The 14897-nt window shown below is 75.0% G+C and carries 15 protein-coding genes; 10 read left to right on the plus strand and 5 right to left on the minus strand.

Going from position 1 to position 14897, the window contains the following annotated elements; translation table 11 throughout:
- Nucleotides 1-40 precede the first annotated feature (40 nt).
- The 3 genes from AC1Q5D_RS02485 to AC1Q5D_RS02495 are packed head-to-tail and all read left to right on the plus strand — an operon-like array spanning nt 41 to nt 4618.
- The gene (locus AC1Q5D_RS02485) at nt 41-2734 is read left to right on the plus strand and encodes a bifunctional acetate--CoA ligase family protein/GNAT family N-acetyltransferase (RefSeq protein WP_481736979.1); all 2694 of its coding nucleotides are present in this window, start codon (nt 41-43) and stop codon (nt 2732-2734) included.
- Between the two features lie 22 nt (nt 2735-2756).
- Nucleotides 2757-3419: a DUF5998 family protein gene (locus tag AC1Q5D_RS02490; protein WP_481736980.1), complete on the plus strand. Its 663-nt coding sequence runs from the start codon at nt 2757-2759 to the stop codon at nt 3417-3419.
- Nucleotides 3420-3460: 41 nt separating this feature from the next.
- Complete coding sequence (locus AC1Q5D_RS02495; protein WP_481736981.1) at nt 3461-4618, plus strand: alkaline phosphatase family protein; 1158 nt, start codon at nt 3461-3463, stop codon at nt 4616-4618.
- 11 nt (nt 4619-4629) lie between these two features.
- Here the strand turns inward: AC1Q5D_RS02495 and sepH are convergent, their stop codons facing one another.
- Complete coding sequence (gene sepH, locus AC1Q5D_RS02500; RefSeq protein WP_481736982.1) at nt 4630-5787, minus strand: septation protein SepH; 1158 nt, start codon at nt 5785-5787, stop codon at nt 4630-4632.
- Between the two features lie 274 nt (nt 5788-6061).
- On the opposite strand from sepH, the gene AC1Q5D_RS02505 reads away from it, so the two are divergent.
- A complete protein-coding gene (locus tag AC1Q5D_RS02505; protein ID WP_481736983.1) occupies nt 6062-6361 on the plus strand; it encodes a DUF4193 domain-containing protein in 300 nt (99 codons plus the stop codon).
- Between the two features lie 106 nt (nt 6362-6467).
- Here the strand turns inward: AC1Q5D_RS02505 and AC1Q5D_RS02510 are convergent, their stop codons facing one another.
- Nucleotides 6468-6947: a DUF3093 domain-containing protein gene (locus AC1Q5D_RS02510; protein ID WP_481736984.1), complete on the minus strand. Its 480-nt coding sequence runs from the start codon at nt 6945-6947 to the stop codon at nt 6468-6470.
- Between the two features lie 103 nt (nt 6948-7050).
- Between AC1Q5D_RS02510 and dut the strand changes: the two genes are divergently transcribed.
- From dut to AC1Q5D_RS02530, 4 genes are read left to right on the plus strand one after another with little or no spacing between them, the layout of a single operon-like run.
- A complete protein-coding gene (gene dut, locus AC1Q5D_RS02515; RefSeq protein ID WP_481736985.1) occupies nt 7051-7536 on the plus strand; it encodes a dUTP diphosphatase in 486 nt (161 codons plus the stop codon).
- Between the two features lie 38 nt (nt 7537-7574).
- Nucleotides 7575-8312, plus strand: a complete 738-nt coding sequence (locus AC1Q5D_RS02520) for a DUF3710 domain-containing protein (protein ID WP_481736986.1) — start codon at nt 7575-7577, stop codon at nt 8310-8312.
- Entirely contained in the window at nt 8305-8688 is a 384-nt protein-coding gene (locus AC1Q5D_RS02525) for a single stranded DNA-binding domain-containing protein (RefSeq protein ID WP_481736987.1), read from the plus strand. Before AC1Q5D_RS02520 ends, AC1Q5D_RS02525 begins: the two co-directional genes overlap by 8 nt.
- Complete coding sequence (locus AC1Q5D_RS02530; protein WP_481736988.1) at nt 8685-9374, plus strand: DUF3159 domain-containing protein; 690 nt, start codon at nt 8685-8687, stop codon at nt 9372-9374. The genes AC1Q5D_RS02525 and AC1Q5D_RS02530 overlap by 4 nt, the downstream gene beginning before the upstream one ends.
- 7 nt (nt 9375-9381) lie before the next feature.
- Here the strand turns inward: AC1Q5D_RS02530 and AC1Q5D_RS02535 are convergent, their stop codons facing one another.
- Together AC1Q5D_RS02535 and AC1Q5D_RS02540 are read right to left on the minus strand one after the other, a co-directional pair.
- Nucleotides 9382-10047, minus strand: coding sequence for a potassium channel family protein (locus tag AC1Q5D_RS02535; RefSeq protein WP_481736989.1), 666 nt, complete (start codon nt 10045-10047; stop codon nt 9382-9384).
- The gene (locus tag AC1Q5D_RS02540; protein WP_481736990.1) at nt 10044-10730 is read right to left on the minus strand and encodes a potassium channel family protein; all 687 of its coding nucleotides are present in this window, start codon (nt 10728-10730) and stop codon (nt 10044-10046) included. Before AC1Q5D_RS02540 ends, AC1Q5D_RS02535 begins: the two co-directional genes overlap by 4 nt.
- A gap of 131 nt (nt 10731-10861) precedes the next feature.
- Here AC1Q5D_RS02540 and AC1Q5D_RS02545 point away from each other — a divergent pair, with 131 nt between their 5' ends.
- Both AC1Q5D_RS02545 and AC1Q5D_RS02550 read left to right on the plus strand, forming a co-directional pair.
- Entirely contained in the window at nt 10862-12859 is a 1998-nt protein-coding gene (locus AC1Q5D_RS02545; protein WP_481736991.1) for an APC family permease, read from the plus strand.
- On the plus strand, nt 12856-14205 hold the full coding sequence (locus AC1Q5D_RS02550; RefSeq protein ID WP_481736992.1) for a class I SAM-dependent RNA methyltransferase: 1350 nt from the start codon (nt 12856-12858) through the stop codon (nt 14203-14205). Before AC1Q5D_RS02545 ends, AC1Q5D_RS02550 begins: the two co-directional genes overlap by 4 nt.
- A 29-nt stretch (nt 14206-14234) precedes the next feature.
- On the opposite strand, the gene AC1Q5D_RS02555 is transcribed toward AC1Q5D_RS02550, so the two are convergent.
- Nucleotides 14235-14717, minus strand: coding sequence for a MarR family winged helix-turn-helix transcriptional regulator (locus AC1Q5D_RS02555; RefSeq protein ID WP_481736993.1), 483 nt, complete (start codon nt 14715-14717; stop codon nt 14235-14237).
- Between the last annotated feature and the right edge of the window lie 180 nt (nt 14718-14897).

Raw genomic sequence — 14897 nt, forward strand, 5'->3', positions numbered from 1 at the left:
TCGGGGTCCTCTTCCGTGGGGTCTGCCGTACGCTAAGCCTATGGCGGACCTGCTGGAAAACACGGAATATCCCGCCCACTGGGAAGCCGATGTCGTGCTGCGCGACGGATCGACCGCGCACCTGCGGCCCATCGGGCGGGCCGACGCCGAGGCCCTCCAGCGCTTCCACTCGCTGCAGTCCGAGTCCTCCATCTACCTGCGCTTCTTCACCTACAAGTCCAAGCTCACCGACCGCGAGCTCGAGCGGTTCACCCGGGTGGACCACGCCGACCGCGTGGCGCTGGTCGTGCTGCGCGGGGGCAACATCATCGGCGTGGGCCGCTACGACCGCCTCGACGACCCCGCCGAGGCCGAGGTCGCGTTCAACATCGCCGACGCCCTGCAGGGCCACGGGGTCGGTTCCATCCTGCTCGAGCACCTCGCCGCGGCCGCCCGGGAGAACGGGATCGAGCGCTTCAGCGCCGAGGTGCTGCCCGAGAACCGGAAGATGCTCACCGTGTTCGCGGAGGCCGGCTACGAGGTCAAGCGGCGGTTCGACGACGGCGTCGTGATGCTCGAGTTCCCGATCGACCCCACCGAGCGGTCCCGGGCCGTCATGGAGTCCCGGGAACACCGCGCCGAGGCCCGCAGCCTGGCCGAGCTCCTCGCGCCGGAGTCCGTCGCGGTCGTCGGCGCCGGCCGGGACCCGGGAGGGATGGGCCACCGGCTCCTGCGCCACCTGCTCGACGGCGGCTTCACCGGCCCCCTGTACTGCGTCAACCGGGAGGCCGGGGAGGTCGCGGGCCTGCCGGCCCACGCGTCGATCGAGGACGTGCCCGGCGACGTCGAACTCGCCGTCGTCGCCGTCCCGGAGGCGGAGCTCGAGGCCGTCGTCGCCGCGTGCGGCGCCAAGGGGGTCAAGGGGGTGCTCGTGGCCACGGCGCTGGCCGGCGGCGACGTCGCCGCCCGGCAGCGCCGGCTGGTGCTGCAGGCCCGCAGCCTGGGCATGCGCGTCATCGGGCCCGCGTCCGTGGGCCTGGTCAACACGGACCCGGCCGTCTCGCTGAACGCGTCGCTGTCCCCGGTGCCTCCGGGCCGCGGCGGGCTCGGCCTGTTCAGCCAGTCCGGCGCGATCGGCGCCATGCTCGCGGCGACCGCCATGCGCCGCGGGGTCGGCGTCTCCTCCGTCGTCTCCGCCGGCAACCGGGCCGACGTCTCCGGCAACGACGCCATGCAGTATTGGGAGGACGACCCGGCGACCTCCGCCGTCGGGCTCTACCTCGAGTCCTTCGGCAACCCCCGCAAGTTCTCGCGGATCGCCCGCCGGCTCTCCCGGACCAAGCCCGTGATCGTGGCGAAGTCCGAGGGCATGGGCCTGCGCCTGCCGCCGGGGCACGCGGTGCGCACCACCCAGGCCCCCCGCGGGGCCGTTGACGCGATGCTGCGCCAGTCGGGCGTCATCCGCGTGACCACCAACGAGGCCCTGATGGACGTCGCGCAGATCGTCGCGACCCAGCCCCTGCCGGCGGGCAACGGCCTCGCCGTCGTCTCCAACTCGCCGGCCATCGCCGCGGTCATCGCGGACAACGCGGCGGAGGACGGGCTGGACGTCGCCGTCGTCGACGACGCGATCCCCGCCGACGGCGCCCCGGAGGAGGCCCGCGCACGGGCCGCGGCCGCACTGGAGGCGGCGCTGGCCCACGACGGCGTGCACGCCGCCATCGTCGCCCTGTTGCAGCCGCGCGACGCCCGCCCGACCGAGCTCGCGGCGGCGCTGCGCGACGCGGGGGAGCGGGTCGGCAAGCCGGTCGTCGTCTCCTTCCCCGGCATCGTCGACGCGCGCCCCGACGAGGAGGGCGTCATCGCGGCCGACGGGTTCGACGGCGGACGCCAGCGCGCCCTCCCGGCGTTCCCCAGCCCCGGCCGGGCAGTCCAGGCGCTGGCGGCCGTCGTCCGCTACGCGGCCTGGCGGGGCCGGGACTTCGGGCACGTGCCCGAGGTCGCCGGGCTGGACCGGGACCGCGCCGAGGACCTCGTCGAGGCGCACCTCCGCCGGGTGCCGGGCACGGACCTCCTGCGGCTCGAGCCCGCCGAGGCGGCCGAGCTGCTGGCCTGCTACGGCATCCGGGTGCTCGAGTCCGTCCCGTTCGCCACGGCGGACGAGGCGGCGGCCGCGGCGCACCGCCTCGGCTGGCCGGTGGCGCTGAAGGCCACGGACGAGAACCTGCGGCACCGCCTCGACCTCGGCGGGGTGCGGCTGAACATCTACGACGAGGTCTCCCTGCGCGGCAACATCGAGCACATGCGCCAGATGCTCCGCCCGTACGGGGCCGACGACCTCGAGATCCAGGCCATGGCCCCCTCCGGGCAGGGGTGCCTGGTCCGCGCGCTGGAGGATCCGCTCCTCGGGCCGCTGCTCTCGTTCGGCCTGGCCGGGGACGCCGTGAACCTGCTGGACGACTGGGGGCACGCGATCCCGCCGCTGACGACGACGGACCTGGCGGAGCTCGTGCGCTCCACGCGGACGTCGCGGAAGCTGTTCGGGTACCAGGGGCTGCCGGCCGTCGACGTGCGCAGCCTGGAGGACCTGCTGCACCGGGTCGCGACGCTCAAGGACGACCACCCGGGCGTCGCGATCGTCGAACTGAACCCCGTGCTCGCCGCCGTCGACGGCGTCACGGTGCTCTCCGCCGACGTCCGGCTCGGCAACGCCCGGCAGCGCACGGACAGCGCCCGCCGCGCCATGTCGAGGTAGGGGCCCGGCTACACTGGCGGGTATGGTCCCTCCCCCCACGCCCGCCGGCCGTGCCCTGCGCCATTCGCTCGAGCGCGCGGGCTTCTATCCGCGTCTGGTGGCCGACGCCATCGACGACACGCTCGACGGCGGCGAGCCGCTGGGCCACATGGTCCACGTCGAGACGCACATCGAGCACAACGAGGTGCACCGCCACGTGACCGCGCTCGTGCTCACGGCGGACGCCCTCGTCGTGGTGCACGTGGACGACCAGCAGCTCGAGGAGTTCGGCCAGCAGGCCACCGCGCAGGTCTCCACGGAGACCGTCCCGCTGGCGCGCATCGACTCCGTCGTCGTCGGGGCCGTCTACGGGCAGCCCCAGGACTACAAGCCCAGCGACTCCGTCCGCGAGCTGACGCTCGGCATCGCCTGGTCCGGCGGCCAGCGGCTCGACCTGACCCCGGCCGAGTGCGCGGACCCGTCCTGCGACGCGGACCACGGCTACACGGGGACCACCCAGCGCGAGGACATCCTGCTGCGCATCAGCGCCGGCGCCGACGGCGTCCAGGCCGTCGACGACGCCCGCGAATTCGCGCGCGCCCTGCGCCGGCTCGTCAACTCGGCGACCCAGCCGCAGCGCCCGTCCGGCGAGCCCCGTCCCGTCCGCGGCCCCGCCCGCTTCGTGCGCGGACACCACTCGTCCTAGCCCCGAACACCGCCCCCGGCCCCGCACGGTTCAGGAGGACCATGGCCCACCCGCCGCTGCCCGCCGCCCCCCGCTACGGATCCACCAGCGTCGCCGAGGTCTTCCCCAGCGCGGCCGCCGCCCTCGGCGTCCCCGGGTTCGCCAACACGCTGGGCCTGCCGGCGGCGCGCCGCGTGTGCGTGGTCCTCTGCGACGGCCTCGGGGAACGCCTGCTGCGGGCCCGCGCCGGCCACGCGCCGTTCCTGCGCCAGGCCCTGCGGAGCGGCGCAGCGACGCTCGATGCGGCGTTCCCCAGCACGACGGCGGCGTCCCTGGCGTCCGTGGGCACCGGGCTGCCGCCCGGGCGCCACGGGATCGTCGGCTACGACGCCGTCGACCCGGTCCGCCGGCGCACCGTCAACCAGCTCGGCGGGTGGCCCGAGGACCTGGACCCGCTCGCCTGGCAGCCGGAACCGACCGTCTTCGAGTCCGCCGCCGGGCACGCCGAGGTGCACACCGTCAGCCTGCCGCAGTTCGCGGACAGCTCGCTGACGGCCGCGGCCCTGCGCGGCACGCGGTTCACGGCCGCGTCGACGCCGCAGGCCCGGGTCCGCGCCGCCCACGAGCTGCTTCGCGGCGGGGACCGGGTCCTGATGTACGCGTACTGGAACGAGCTGGACAAGGCGGGGCACCGCTTCGGGGCCGGTTCCGTGGAGTGGACGGAGGCGCTGGAGGAGTTCGACTCCGCCATGCGCTCCCTGGCGGCCCGCGTGCCGGCCGGGACGCTGCTCCTGCTGACCGCCGACCACGGCATGGTCGATGTCCCCGTCGAGGGGCGGATCGACTACGCGCTGGAGCCGGAGCTCGTGGACGGCGTCGAGCTCACGGCGGGGGAGCCGCGGGCGGTGCAGCTGCACCTTCCGGCGGGTGCCACGCCCGGCGACGCCGACCGCCTGGCCGGCGCCTGGAAGGCCCGCCACGGCGACACGGCCTGGGTGCTGACCCGGGACGAGGCCGCCGCCCACGGGCTGTTCGGCCCCGTCGTCGACGACCGGGTCGCCGCACGCATCGGGGACGTGCTGGTGCTGGCCCGCGGGCCGGTGGCGTTCCTCGACGGGCGCCGCGTCCCGCCGGCGGCGTTCGCGATGGTCGGCCAGCACGGCTCGCTCACCCCGGCCGAGACCGAGGTTCCGCTGGTGGTCCTGGCGGCGCCGGACTGAGGCCCGCCGGGTCAGTCGTGCTTGCGCCCGAAGACGATCTCGTCCCAGCTGGGGACGGAGGAGCGCTTCTGCTTCTTCTTCGGGGCGGCCTGCCCGGCGTCCCCGGCGTCGTCCTGCGCGTCCTCGTCCGCCGCCGCGTCGGGCTCCGCTCCGGGCTCCGCGCCGGGGCGCAGCGGGCGCAGCCTCGGCACGACCGTGAACTCGCTGGTCTCGGCGGACACGCCGTCCGCGAGCTCCGGCACGCCGTCCTCGTCGTCCTGGTCCGGGGCGAAGCCGAGGCGGCGCGCCTCCGCCTCGTCGACGAAGTCCTCGTCGCGCGGGTGCGCCGCGGGGATCTCGCCGCGGGAGAGCATCAGGGCCAGCGCGTCGTCGCCGTCCGCGTCGTCCCCGAGCCGCTGTCCGCGCCGGGCGCGCAGCATGTCGAGGAACTCCTCGTTGTCGAACTCGCTGCCCGGGCGCTCCTCGGGGGCCTCCTCCTCGGCCTCGACGTCGAAGGGGTGGTCCGCGACGGCGGACAGCCGCCGCCCGGCCACGGGGGTGTCCATCGGCTCGATCTCGCTGAGCACCTGGGCCCAGCGGTTCGTGTTCTGCAGGGCCTTGCGGGACGGGTGGAACAGCCAGCGGGCCGGGGGCTCCTCACCGATGTTCGTGCGGGAGTCGCCGGCGGGGGGCTCGAAGGACGCCGAGATCTCCCAGGCCCCGTCGCTCCGGCGCCAGGCGTCCCACTCGACGTCCCCGGCGTCGACGCCGAACGCGCCGACCCGGTGGGCCACCATCTCCCCGAGGGACGCGGGCTCGCCGCCGAACGCGCTGCGGTACGCGTCGTGCGGCTGGGGCCCGCTGACCTCGACCCGGCGGGCCTGCTCGGCGACGTAGTCCCGCTCGGCCCGGACGGGGCCCTCGTAGCGCAGGATGCTCTCCATGGGCATGCCGGACTCCTCGGCCACCTGCTCCGCGGTCGCCCCGGAGCGGATACGCGCCTGGATCTCCCGCGGCGTCAGCGGGGCGGGCGCCTGGCCGGAGGCCATGGCGGCCGGCCGGCCGATGGGCCGGGCGACGGCGGCGCGGAGGGCTTCGTCGATCGGCAGGCTGAAGCTGGAGCCGTCCTCGCCGCTGAGCAGCAGGTGGCCGCCGTCCTCGTGGACACCCACAAGCCTGAGTTGCCGCATGAAATTCCTCCAGAGAGTGGCATGTTCTGCACAGAACCTTGCCATCGAACCCCCGCGAAACACCGGATTTGCGCGGGTGTGGCGCGCCACCGCGGGCCTCCCGGGGCGCCCGGCGCGGGGCCGGGGAGGCCGCGTTCACGCGGAGTTGGCAATTTCGGCCCCCATGGTGAACAATCTGTGCGTCACGGGCACAAATACGCCTGTTGCGGCGTTGTACGCCGGGGGACATGGGCGCCCTTTAATGAAGCTACCACCGGAGCGTGATTGAGAGACTATGGCGACCGACTACGATGCGCCGCGCAAGAGCGACGACGACGTCAGCGAGGACTCCCTCGAGGAACTGAAGGGCCGTCGCTCGGACAAGCAGTCCGCCGTCGTTGACGAGGACGAGGCGGAGGCCGCGGACAGTTTCGAGCTGCCCGGCGCCGACCTGTCCGGCGAGGAGCTCCTCGTGCGGGTGCTGCCCGCCCAGTCGGACGAGTTCACCTGCGCCTCCTGCTTCCTGGTGCGCCACCGTTCGCAGGTGGCCAAGGAGAAGGATGGACTGTTCTACTGCAAGGACTGCGAAGGCTAGACGGTCCGGCGGCCCGCAGCGGGCCCCGGGCGGTGGGCCCGTCGGCGCGAGCCGGCGGGCCCTTTGCCGTCCCGGGCGACGCCGAGCCGGCGCGCCGCGGCCCCGCCTAGCGGCCGGTGGGCCGGGCGGCCTCGATGGCGCGCACGAACTCCTCGGGCCGGCGCGTCGAGGCCAGCCAGTACGGCGTCGCGTCCAGCTCGTCGGTGATCTCGATCCGCACGACCGGGTCGATCCAGCCGCGCAGGCACATGAACGCCGTGCCGTTCAGGCCGGGGCCGCGCTCGTGTGTGGCGTCCTCGCCGCGGTGGGCCGAGACCGCGCCCACGTGCCGCCGCTCGATGACGGCCCGCCCGACCCGCACCGTGGCGGCGTCGACCTGCAGGAGGGGCGTGTTCACCAGCAGGGCCACCGCCAGGCCGACGGTGGCCACGACGCCGGCGACGATCCCGGCCACCACCGACACCGGCGTGAACGCGACCGCGGCGGTGCCGCCCAGCCCCAGCACCACCAGCCAGATCCACCACGCCGGCCAGAGGCGTTCGCGGAACACGGGGGCGGGGGGCGCGGGGGCCGGGGAGTCAGACATGCCCCCAGCCTATAAGTTCCGCGCGGCACACTCCGTCGCCGCGGGGGCCGCGGTGCCGCTACAGTGAAGACGACCTGACCCCCTTCGGAAAGACCACGGCCCCATGACCGAGGAACCCCAGCCCACCGTCGAGGTCCAGCTGCGCATGCTGGACGACGAGCTGCCGCCGCCGTCGTACGCGCACCCCGGCGACGCGGGGGCGGACCTGTGCACGCGCGAGGACTTCGTCCTGGAGCCGGGCGAGCGGCGGCTGGTGCCGACCGGCGTCTCGATCGCCCTGCCGCACGGGTACGTGGCGCTCGTCCACCCGCGCTCGGGCCTGGCCGCCCGGCGGGGCATCACGGTCGTCAACGCGCCCGGCACCGTCGACGCCGGATACCGCGGCGAGATCGCCGTGACGCTGCTGAACACCGACCGGGAGCAGGCCGCGGCGTTCTCCCGCGGTGACCGGATCGCCCAGCTGGTCATCCAGCGCGTCGAGACCGCGCGCTTCGCCCCCGTGGCCGAACTGCCGGACTCCGTGCGTGGGGCCGGCGGCTTCGGCTCGACCGGGGGATTCGACGCCGCCGCGACGGCCACCGCCCCGTAGCCCACCGACCACGGCCCGCCCGCGGGCCAGGAGACGCCATGATCTTCAAGCGCAACAAGAACCGGGCCGCGAGCCCGGACGCCCCCGCCCCGGACGCCGCGCCGGACGCGGCGGACGCCCCGGACGACGACGTGGCGCCCGTCCCGCCGCCGCAGGGGCCCTACGACGCGGAGCTGGCCCCGGACACGGCGGGCCACGTCGACCTCGGCGCGCTGCTGGTCGAACCCGTCGACGGGATGGCGCTGCGCCTCGAGGTCGAGGACCGCACCCAGCGCGTCATCGCCGCGGCGCTCGAGCTCGACGGCTCGCGCGTGCAGCTGCAGGTCTTCGCCGCACCCAAGTCCGAGTCCCTCTGGCCCGGGATCTCCGGCCAGATCGAAAAGAGCATCAAGGACCAGAAGGGCACCGTCCAGCGCGTCCCCGGCCGCTTCGGCGAGGAGCTCATCGCCAAGGTCCCCTCCCAGGGCGCCGACGGGCAGCCGGGGTTCATGGTGGCGCGCTTCATCGGCGTCGACGGCCCCCGCTGGTTCCTGCGCGCCGTCGTCGGCGGCCCGGCGACGCTGGACCGCTCCGCCGCCGAGCGCATCGAGGAGCGCATCGCGCGCCTGGTCGTCGTGCGCGGCGACAAGCCCATGCCGCCCGCCGAGCTGCTGCCCCTGACCATGCCGGAGGGGGCCACGGCCCGTCCCGACGGACCGGCCGACGGCGGCGCGCCCGAGCGGCCGGAGGCCCCCCGGCCGCCCGAACGCGGCCCGGAGATCACCGAAATTGGCTGACGCCGGAACCGTGGCGGCCTGCCCGAGCCTCCGGGACCTGCCCCACCGCGGCCGGGCGCAGGCCGAGGGCTACGTCGAGGACATCCAGGTGCCCCCGGCCGGGGACGCGCCGGTGTTCACCGCGAACCTGGTCGACGCCCCGGCGCCGCCCGGCGGACGCAGGGCGCCCGCGCCGCGCGTGCGGCTGGTCTGGAACGGCCAGCGCCGGGTCCCCGGGATCGGGGCCGGCACCCGGCTGCGGTTCGAGGGCATGGTCTCCGAGCTCGACGGCGTCCCGACCGTCTTCAACCCCCGCTACGAGATCCTGCCCGCGCCCCTCGGCCCGGACGCGGGGCCCACGGCGGCGCGGGAGCACCGAAGGGTCCCCGCCCGATGAGCGGGACGACGCCGGACCCCGAGCACGAGCGGATCGCCCGCGGCATGGCCTCCAACGCGGGCATCCACCGCACGGCCTCCGGGCAGGTCGACGTGCTGGCCACGATGGGCGGCTGGCGCGGCCTGGCCGAGAGCGTGCTGCCCGGCCTGGTCTTCCTGGTGGTCTTCACCGCCAGCCAGCAGCTCAACCCCGCCCTGGTCGCGTCCCTGGCCGTGGCCGCCGTGTTCACGGTCGTGCGCCTGGCCCAGCGGACCCCCCTGACCCAGGCGCTCGCGGGCCTGGCGGGCGTCGCCATCTGCGCGCTCGTGGCCCGGGGGACCGGGCAGGCCAAGGACTACTACGTCGTCGGCTTCTACACGAACGCCGCGTACGCGGCGGCGCTCGCGGCCTCCGTGGCCGTGCGCTGGCCCCTGATCGGGCTCGTGTTCGGGTTCATCCGCGGCGAGGGGACCGCGTGGCGCGCGGACGCCGTCCGGCGCCGCGCGTACGCTTGGGCGACCTGGGTCATGGTGGGGGTGTTCGCGGCGCGGCTGGCCGTGCAGCTGCCGCTCTACTTCGCCGACAACGTCCCCGCGCTGGGGGCCGCGCGGCTGGTCATGGGCCTGCCGCTTTACGCCATGGGCCTGTTCGTCGCGTGGGGCATCACCCGGCCGCGGGCGGCCCCGCCCGGGCCGGCGGCCCGCTGAGGACCGGCTAGGCGCCGGCGCCGCGCAGGACGGAGCGCAGCTCCTCCTCGCGGTCGACGGCGGCGATGAGGAAGAGCTCGTCCCCGGCCTCCACGACGTCGTCCACGCTCGGCGGGATCGGGACCTCGTCGCGCAGGATCGCGACCACCGTGCAGTCGGCCGGCCACTCGACCTCGCCCAGCGTCCGCCCGATCATCCACGCGTCGTGCGGCACCGTGAACCCGACCATCGACGCGGACCCCGTCCGCAGCGTCAGCAGGCGCACGACGTCGCCGACCTCGACGGCCTCCTCGACGAGCGCCGTCATCAGGCGCGGCGTGCTGACGGCGACGTCCACGCCCCAGGCGTCGTCGAACATCCAGTCGTTCTTGGGGTTGTTGACGCGGCCCACCGTGCGGCCGACGCCGAACTCGCTCTTGGCGAGCAGGGACACGACCAGGTTGACCTTGTCGTCGCCGGTCGCGGAGACGACGACGTCGGCCTCCTCGAGCCCGGCCGCCTTGAGCGTGGTGAGCTCGCAGGCGTCGCCGAAGAGCCAGCGGGCGCCCTCGATCCCGCTGCGCGCCGCGACCTCGGGCTTCTCGTCGACCACGAGCACGTCGTGCCCGTGCGCGACGAGCTCCTTGGCGATGGAGGAGCCGACGCTGCCGGCCCCCGCGATGACCACCTTCACTGTTCGCCCTCCGCACCGGCCGCGCGCGGCGGCCTCGACAGGATCCGGTCCACCTCGGCCTCGGCGTCCACGCGCATCATGGCGTGCAGGATGTCCCCCTGCTGCAGCCGGGCCCCCGGGCCGGGGAGGGTGCCCTCCCCGAACCGCGTCAGGTACGCGATCCGGATCCCGGCGGCGGCCTCGATGTCGGCCAGCGCGTGTCCGTACCACTCGGCGTGGACGGCGACCTCGGCGAGCATCAGGCGCCCCGACGCCTCCCGGTAGTCCCCGGCAACGCCCTGTTCCGGCAGGATCCGGCGCAGCACCTGGTCCGCGCTCCAGCGCACCGCCGCGACCGTGGGGATGCCCAGCCGCTGGTAGATCTCCGCCCGGCCCGGGTCGTAGATGCGCGCCACGACGTGGGGCACGTGGTAGGTCTCGCGCGCGACGCGCGTGGCCAGGATGTTCGAGTTGTCGCCGCTGGAGACGGCGGCGAACGCGTAGGCGTTGGAGATGTCGGCGCGCTCGAGCGTGTCCCGGTCGAAGCCCACCCCGGTGATCCGGGCGCCGCCGAAGCCCGCGTCGAGGCGCCGGAACGCGCGCTCGTCCTGGTCGATCACGGCGACCGTGTGCCCGGCCCCGTCCAGCGTGTGCGCCAGGGACACGCCCACGCGTCCGCAGCCCATGATGACAAAGTGCGCCACGCGTTGGTTCCCTTTCGGTCCGGTCCGGGCCCGGCGCCACCGGGCCCTGCAGTTGCCTGCGCCCAGTCTCGCACGGATCGGCGGGGCGGGCCGGAATGGCCCCGGCGTGGCCCCGGCGGTAGCTTTGGGGGGTGCTGACGTTTCTCGACGCGCTCAAGCGCATCCTCGTGGGCCGGCCGTTCCGGACCGACCTGCTCAAGCAGGAGCCGATGAACCGCCGGCAGGCGCTGCCGGTCCTGTCCACCAACGCGCTGTCCTCCGTCGCCTACGCCCCGGACGAGGTGCTGCTGACCCTGGCCATCGCCGGGGTCGCCGCGATCCACCTCTCGCCCTGGGTGGGCGTGGCGGTCATGGCGGTCATGGCCGTGCTGATCGCCTCCTACCGGCAGTCCGTCCGCGCCTACCCGTCGGGCCGCGGCGACTACGAGATCGCCTCCGTGAACCTGGGGCCGCGCGCCGGCACGACGGTGGCCGCCGCGCTGCTCGTGGACTTCACGCTCACGGTCGCGGTGTCCATGTCCTCCGCCGCGCACTACCTCATCGCCGCCGTCCCCGCCCTCGCGGGCCGGCACGCCGCGATCGCCGCCGTCGGCGTCGTCCTGCTGGCCCTGCTCAACCTGCGCGGGCTGGCGCGCTCGCGCCGGCTCAACGCCGTCCCCACGCTGGTGTTCGTCGCCGCGGTGCTGGCCATGATCGCGGCCGGTTCCGTCGCCGCCGCGCTCGGGGTCCTCGGCCAGGCGCCCAGCGCCCGGTTCCAGATCGTCCCCGAGGCCGGGTTCGAGTCCGGCCTGGTCGGCGTGTTCGGGGCCCTGCTGGTGCTGCGCGCGTTCTCCACCGGGTCCGCGGCCCTGACCGGCGTCGAGGGACCGATCAGCAACGTGCACGCGCTGGCCGCGCCCCGGGCCCGCAACGCCGGATCCATCCTCCTCTGGCTGGGCGTCGTGGCCGCGGCCCTGACCCTGGGCACGATGTTCCTGGCCTCCGCGACCGGCGTGCACGTCGTCGAGGACCCGCGCGCCAACCTGACCCTCGACGGCGGCCCGATCCCGGCCGAGTACGTGCAGCACCCCGTGCTCGGGCAGCTGGCCCAAGCGATCTTCGGGCTCGGCAGCGCCGGGTTCTTCGTGATCGTCCTGGCGACCGTCGCGGTCCTGCTCGCGGCCGGCCACGCGGCGTTCAGCTCCTTCCCGAACCTGGCCTCCGCGCTCGCGACGGACGGGTACCTGCCGCGCCAGCTGCGCACCCGCGGGGACCGGCTCGGCTTCAGCAACGGCATCATCGCGCTGGCCGTGGCCGCGCTGGCCCTCGTCGTGCTCTTCGACGCGCACCTGGCCAGCCTCATCCAGCTCTACGTCGTGGGCGTGTTCGTCTCCTTCACGCTCAGCCAACTGGGCATGGTCCGGCACTGGACCCTGCAGCTGGCCCAGACCCCGGCCCGCAGGGTGCGCGCCCGCATCCACCGTTCGCGGCTGCTGAACCTCGTCGGGCTCGTGCTCACCGCGCTGGTGCTCGTCGTCGTCATCGTCACCCGGTTCATCCACGGCGCGTGGCTGGCCGCCATCGGCATCGCGGTCCTGTACCTGGCCATGTACTCGATCAACCGGCACTACGAGGCCGTCGACCGCGAGCTTGCGATCGACGAGGCCGGGGCGTCCAAGGCGCTGCCGGCCCGCGTGCACGCGCTGATCCTCGTCTCCACGCTGCGCAAGCCCGTCCTGCGCGCCGTCGCGTTCGCCCGGGCCGGCCGCCCGTCCAAGCTCGACGCGCTGATCGTCGACACGGACGCCGAGAAGACCGAGCGGACCGTGGAGGCCTGGGAGCGGCTCGGCATCCCCGTGCCGCTGACGGTGCTGGCCTCGCCCTACCGGGAGACCGCGGCGCCCATCATCGACCACATCAAGCGGATCAAGGCCGACGCCCCGCGCGACCTCGTCGTCGTCTACATCCCGGAGTACGTGGTCGGGCGCTGGTGGGAGCAGCTCGTGCACAACCAGACCGCCCTGCGGATCAAGGCCCGGCTGCACTTCGTGCCCGGCGTCGTCGTCGCCAGCGTCCCGTGGCAGCTCTCCGAGTCCACGCACGGGCGCGCCCTGTTCGAACACCACCACGATGCGGGGGAGAACCAGTGACCGCCACCCAGGACCCGGTGCTGCGCATCGGCAACACCGCCCACGGGGGACACTTCGTCGCCCGGCACGAGGGACGGGTCGTGTTCGTCCGCCACGCCCTGCCCGGGGAGCTCGTGCGCGTCCGGCTGACCGACGCCGGGGATGGGGCCCGCTTCTGGCGCGGCGACGCCGTCGAGGTCCTCGAGCCGGCGGCCGGGCGCGTGCCGCACTTCTGGGCCGCCGCCGACGCGCCCTCCGCGTGGGCGGCGGGCGGCCCGCCGGTCGGCGGCGCCGAGTTCGGCCACGCCGACCTGGCCACCCAGCGCGCCCTGAAGTCCGCCGTCTTCACGGAGCAGCTGCAGCGGCTGGCCGGCCTGGACGCCTCCGCCGCGGCCGGTTTCCGCGGCGTCGAGGCCCCCGCCGGGGAACGCCAGGACGGCCTGGGCTGGCGCACGCGCGCGGCCTTCGCCGTCGACGCCTCCGGCCGGCTGGCCATGCACGCGCACCGCTCCACGGAGCTCGTTCCGGTGGACGCCATGCCGCTGGCCGCCGGCGGCATCGCCGGGCTGGGGCTGTGGGACCTCCCGCTGGACGGGATCGAGCGCGTCGAGGTGGCCGCCCCCGCCAACGGGTCGGCCCCGCTGGTGCTGTTCGTCGAGGCGGAGGGGGCCGACGGCGCCGCCGCCCGCGCGGCCGCCCGCCTCCCCGGGGGCACGTCCGCGGGGCTGCTCACGCAGACCGGCGGGGCCGCGTCCGACGGTAGCGGAACCCTGGAGCGGCTGCGCGGCCGGACCTGGGTCGCCGAGACCGCGGCGGGCCACGAATACCGGGTCACCGGCGAGGGGTTCTGGCAGATCCACCGGCTCGCCCCGGACGCGCTCACGGACGCCGTGCTGTCCGTCCTGGACCCCCGGCCGGGGCAGTGGATTGCGGACCTGTACGCCGGGGCCGGGCTGTTCTCGGCCCCGCTGGCCGACGCCGTGGGGGAGACGGGCCTGGTCCTGTCGATCGAGGGCGCCCCCGGCACGCACAAGGACGCGCGCCGGAACCTGCATTCCGCGCCGCAGGCCTCCGTCGTCCGCGGCAGGGTCGAGCGGGCGCTGCCGCGCGAGCTCGCGGGCCGGGGCGGGCGGCTCGACGGCGTGGTGCTCGACCCGCCGCGCACCGGGGCCGGACGCGGGACGGTCGCGGCGATCGCCAGGTCCCGGCCGGCGCGAATCGCCTACGTCTCCTGCGACCCGGCGTCGTTCGCGCGCGACGTCGCCGACTTCGCCCGCCACGGGTACCGGCTCGAGGGCGTGCGCGTGCTGGACCTGTACCCGCACACGCACCACATGGAGACCGTCGGGGCGCTCGTCCCGGCGTAGGCCGCGGGCGGGCCGGGGCGGGGCCGGGATCAGCCCTCGATGCGGGCCAGGAGCTCCCGGAGCCGGTCCACGAGCGGCTGCCGGTCCCCGTCCGGGAGGGCGTCGAGCAGGTCGCGCTCGATGCGCATCAGCTCGATGAAGGCCGCCTCGATGCGCTTGCGCCCCTCCGGGCGGAGCACGACGTTGACGACGCGGGCGTCGTCGGCGTGCGCGGAGCGGGCCACGAGGCCGCGGGCAACGAGCCGGTCGATGCGGTTGGTCATCGTCCCGGACGTCACCAGGTTCTCCTTGGACAGCTGTCCGGCGGTCAGCGCGCCGGAGGGGCTGCGGCGGATGGCGGAGAGGACGTCGAACTCCCACAGCTGCAGCTCGTGGGCCGCCAGCACGCCGCGGCGCAGCCCGTCGAAGCGCTGGGCCAGGCGGGAGACGCGGCTGAAGACGCCGAGGGGTTCGACGTCCAGCGACGGCATGGCCTGGCGCCAGCCGGCGATGATTTCGTCTACGGGGTCCATGGGGGCGTCGATCCTTCGGAGGGGACTGGGTAAGGCAACACTATCTTGACATCAAGATACCCGGGAAGTAGCGTCGAGATAAATCTTGACATCAAGAGAGTTGGGTGGCGCGGGGGCCGCCGGGGCGGGTCGCACCGCCTTCCGGAGCCGGTTCACGGGGAGCGCCGCAGGACTAGACTG

Source organism: Arthrobacter paludis (genome assembly GCF_056782315.1).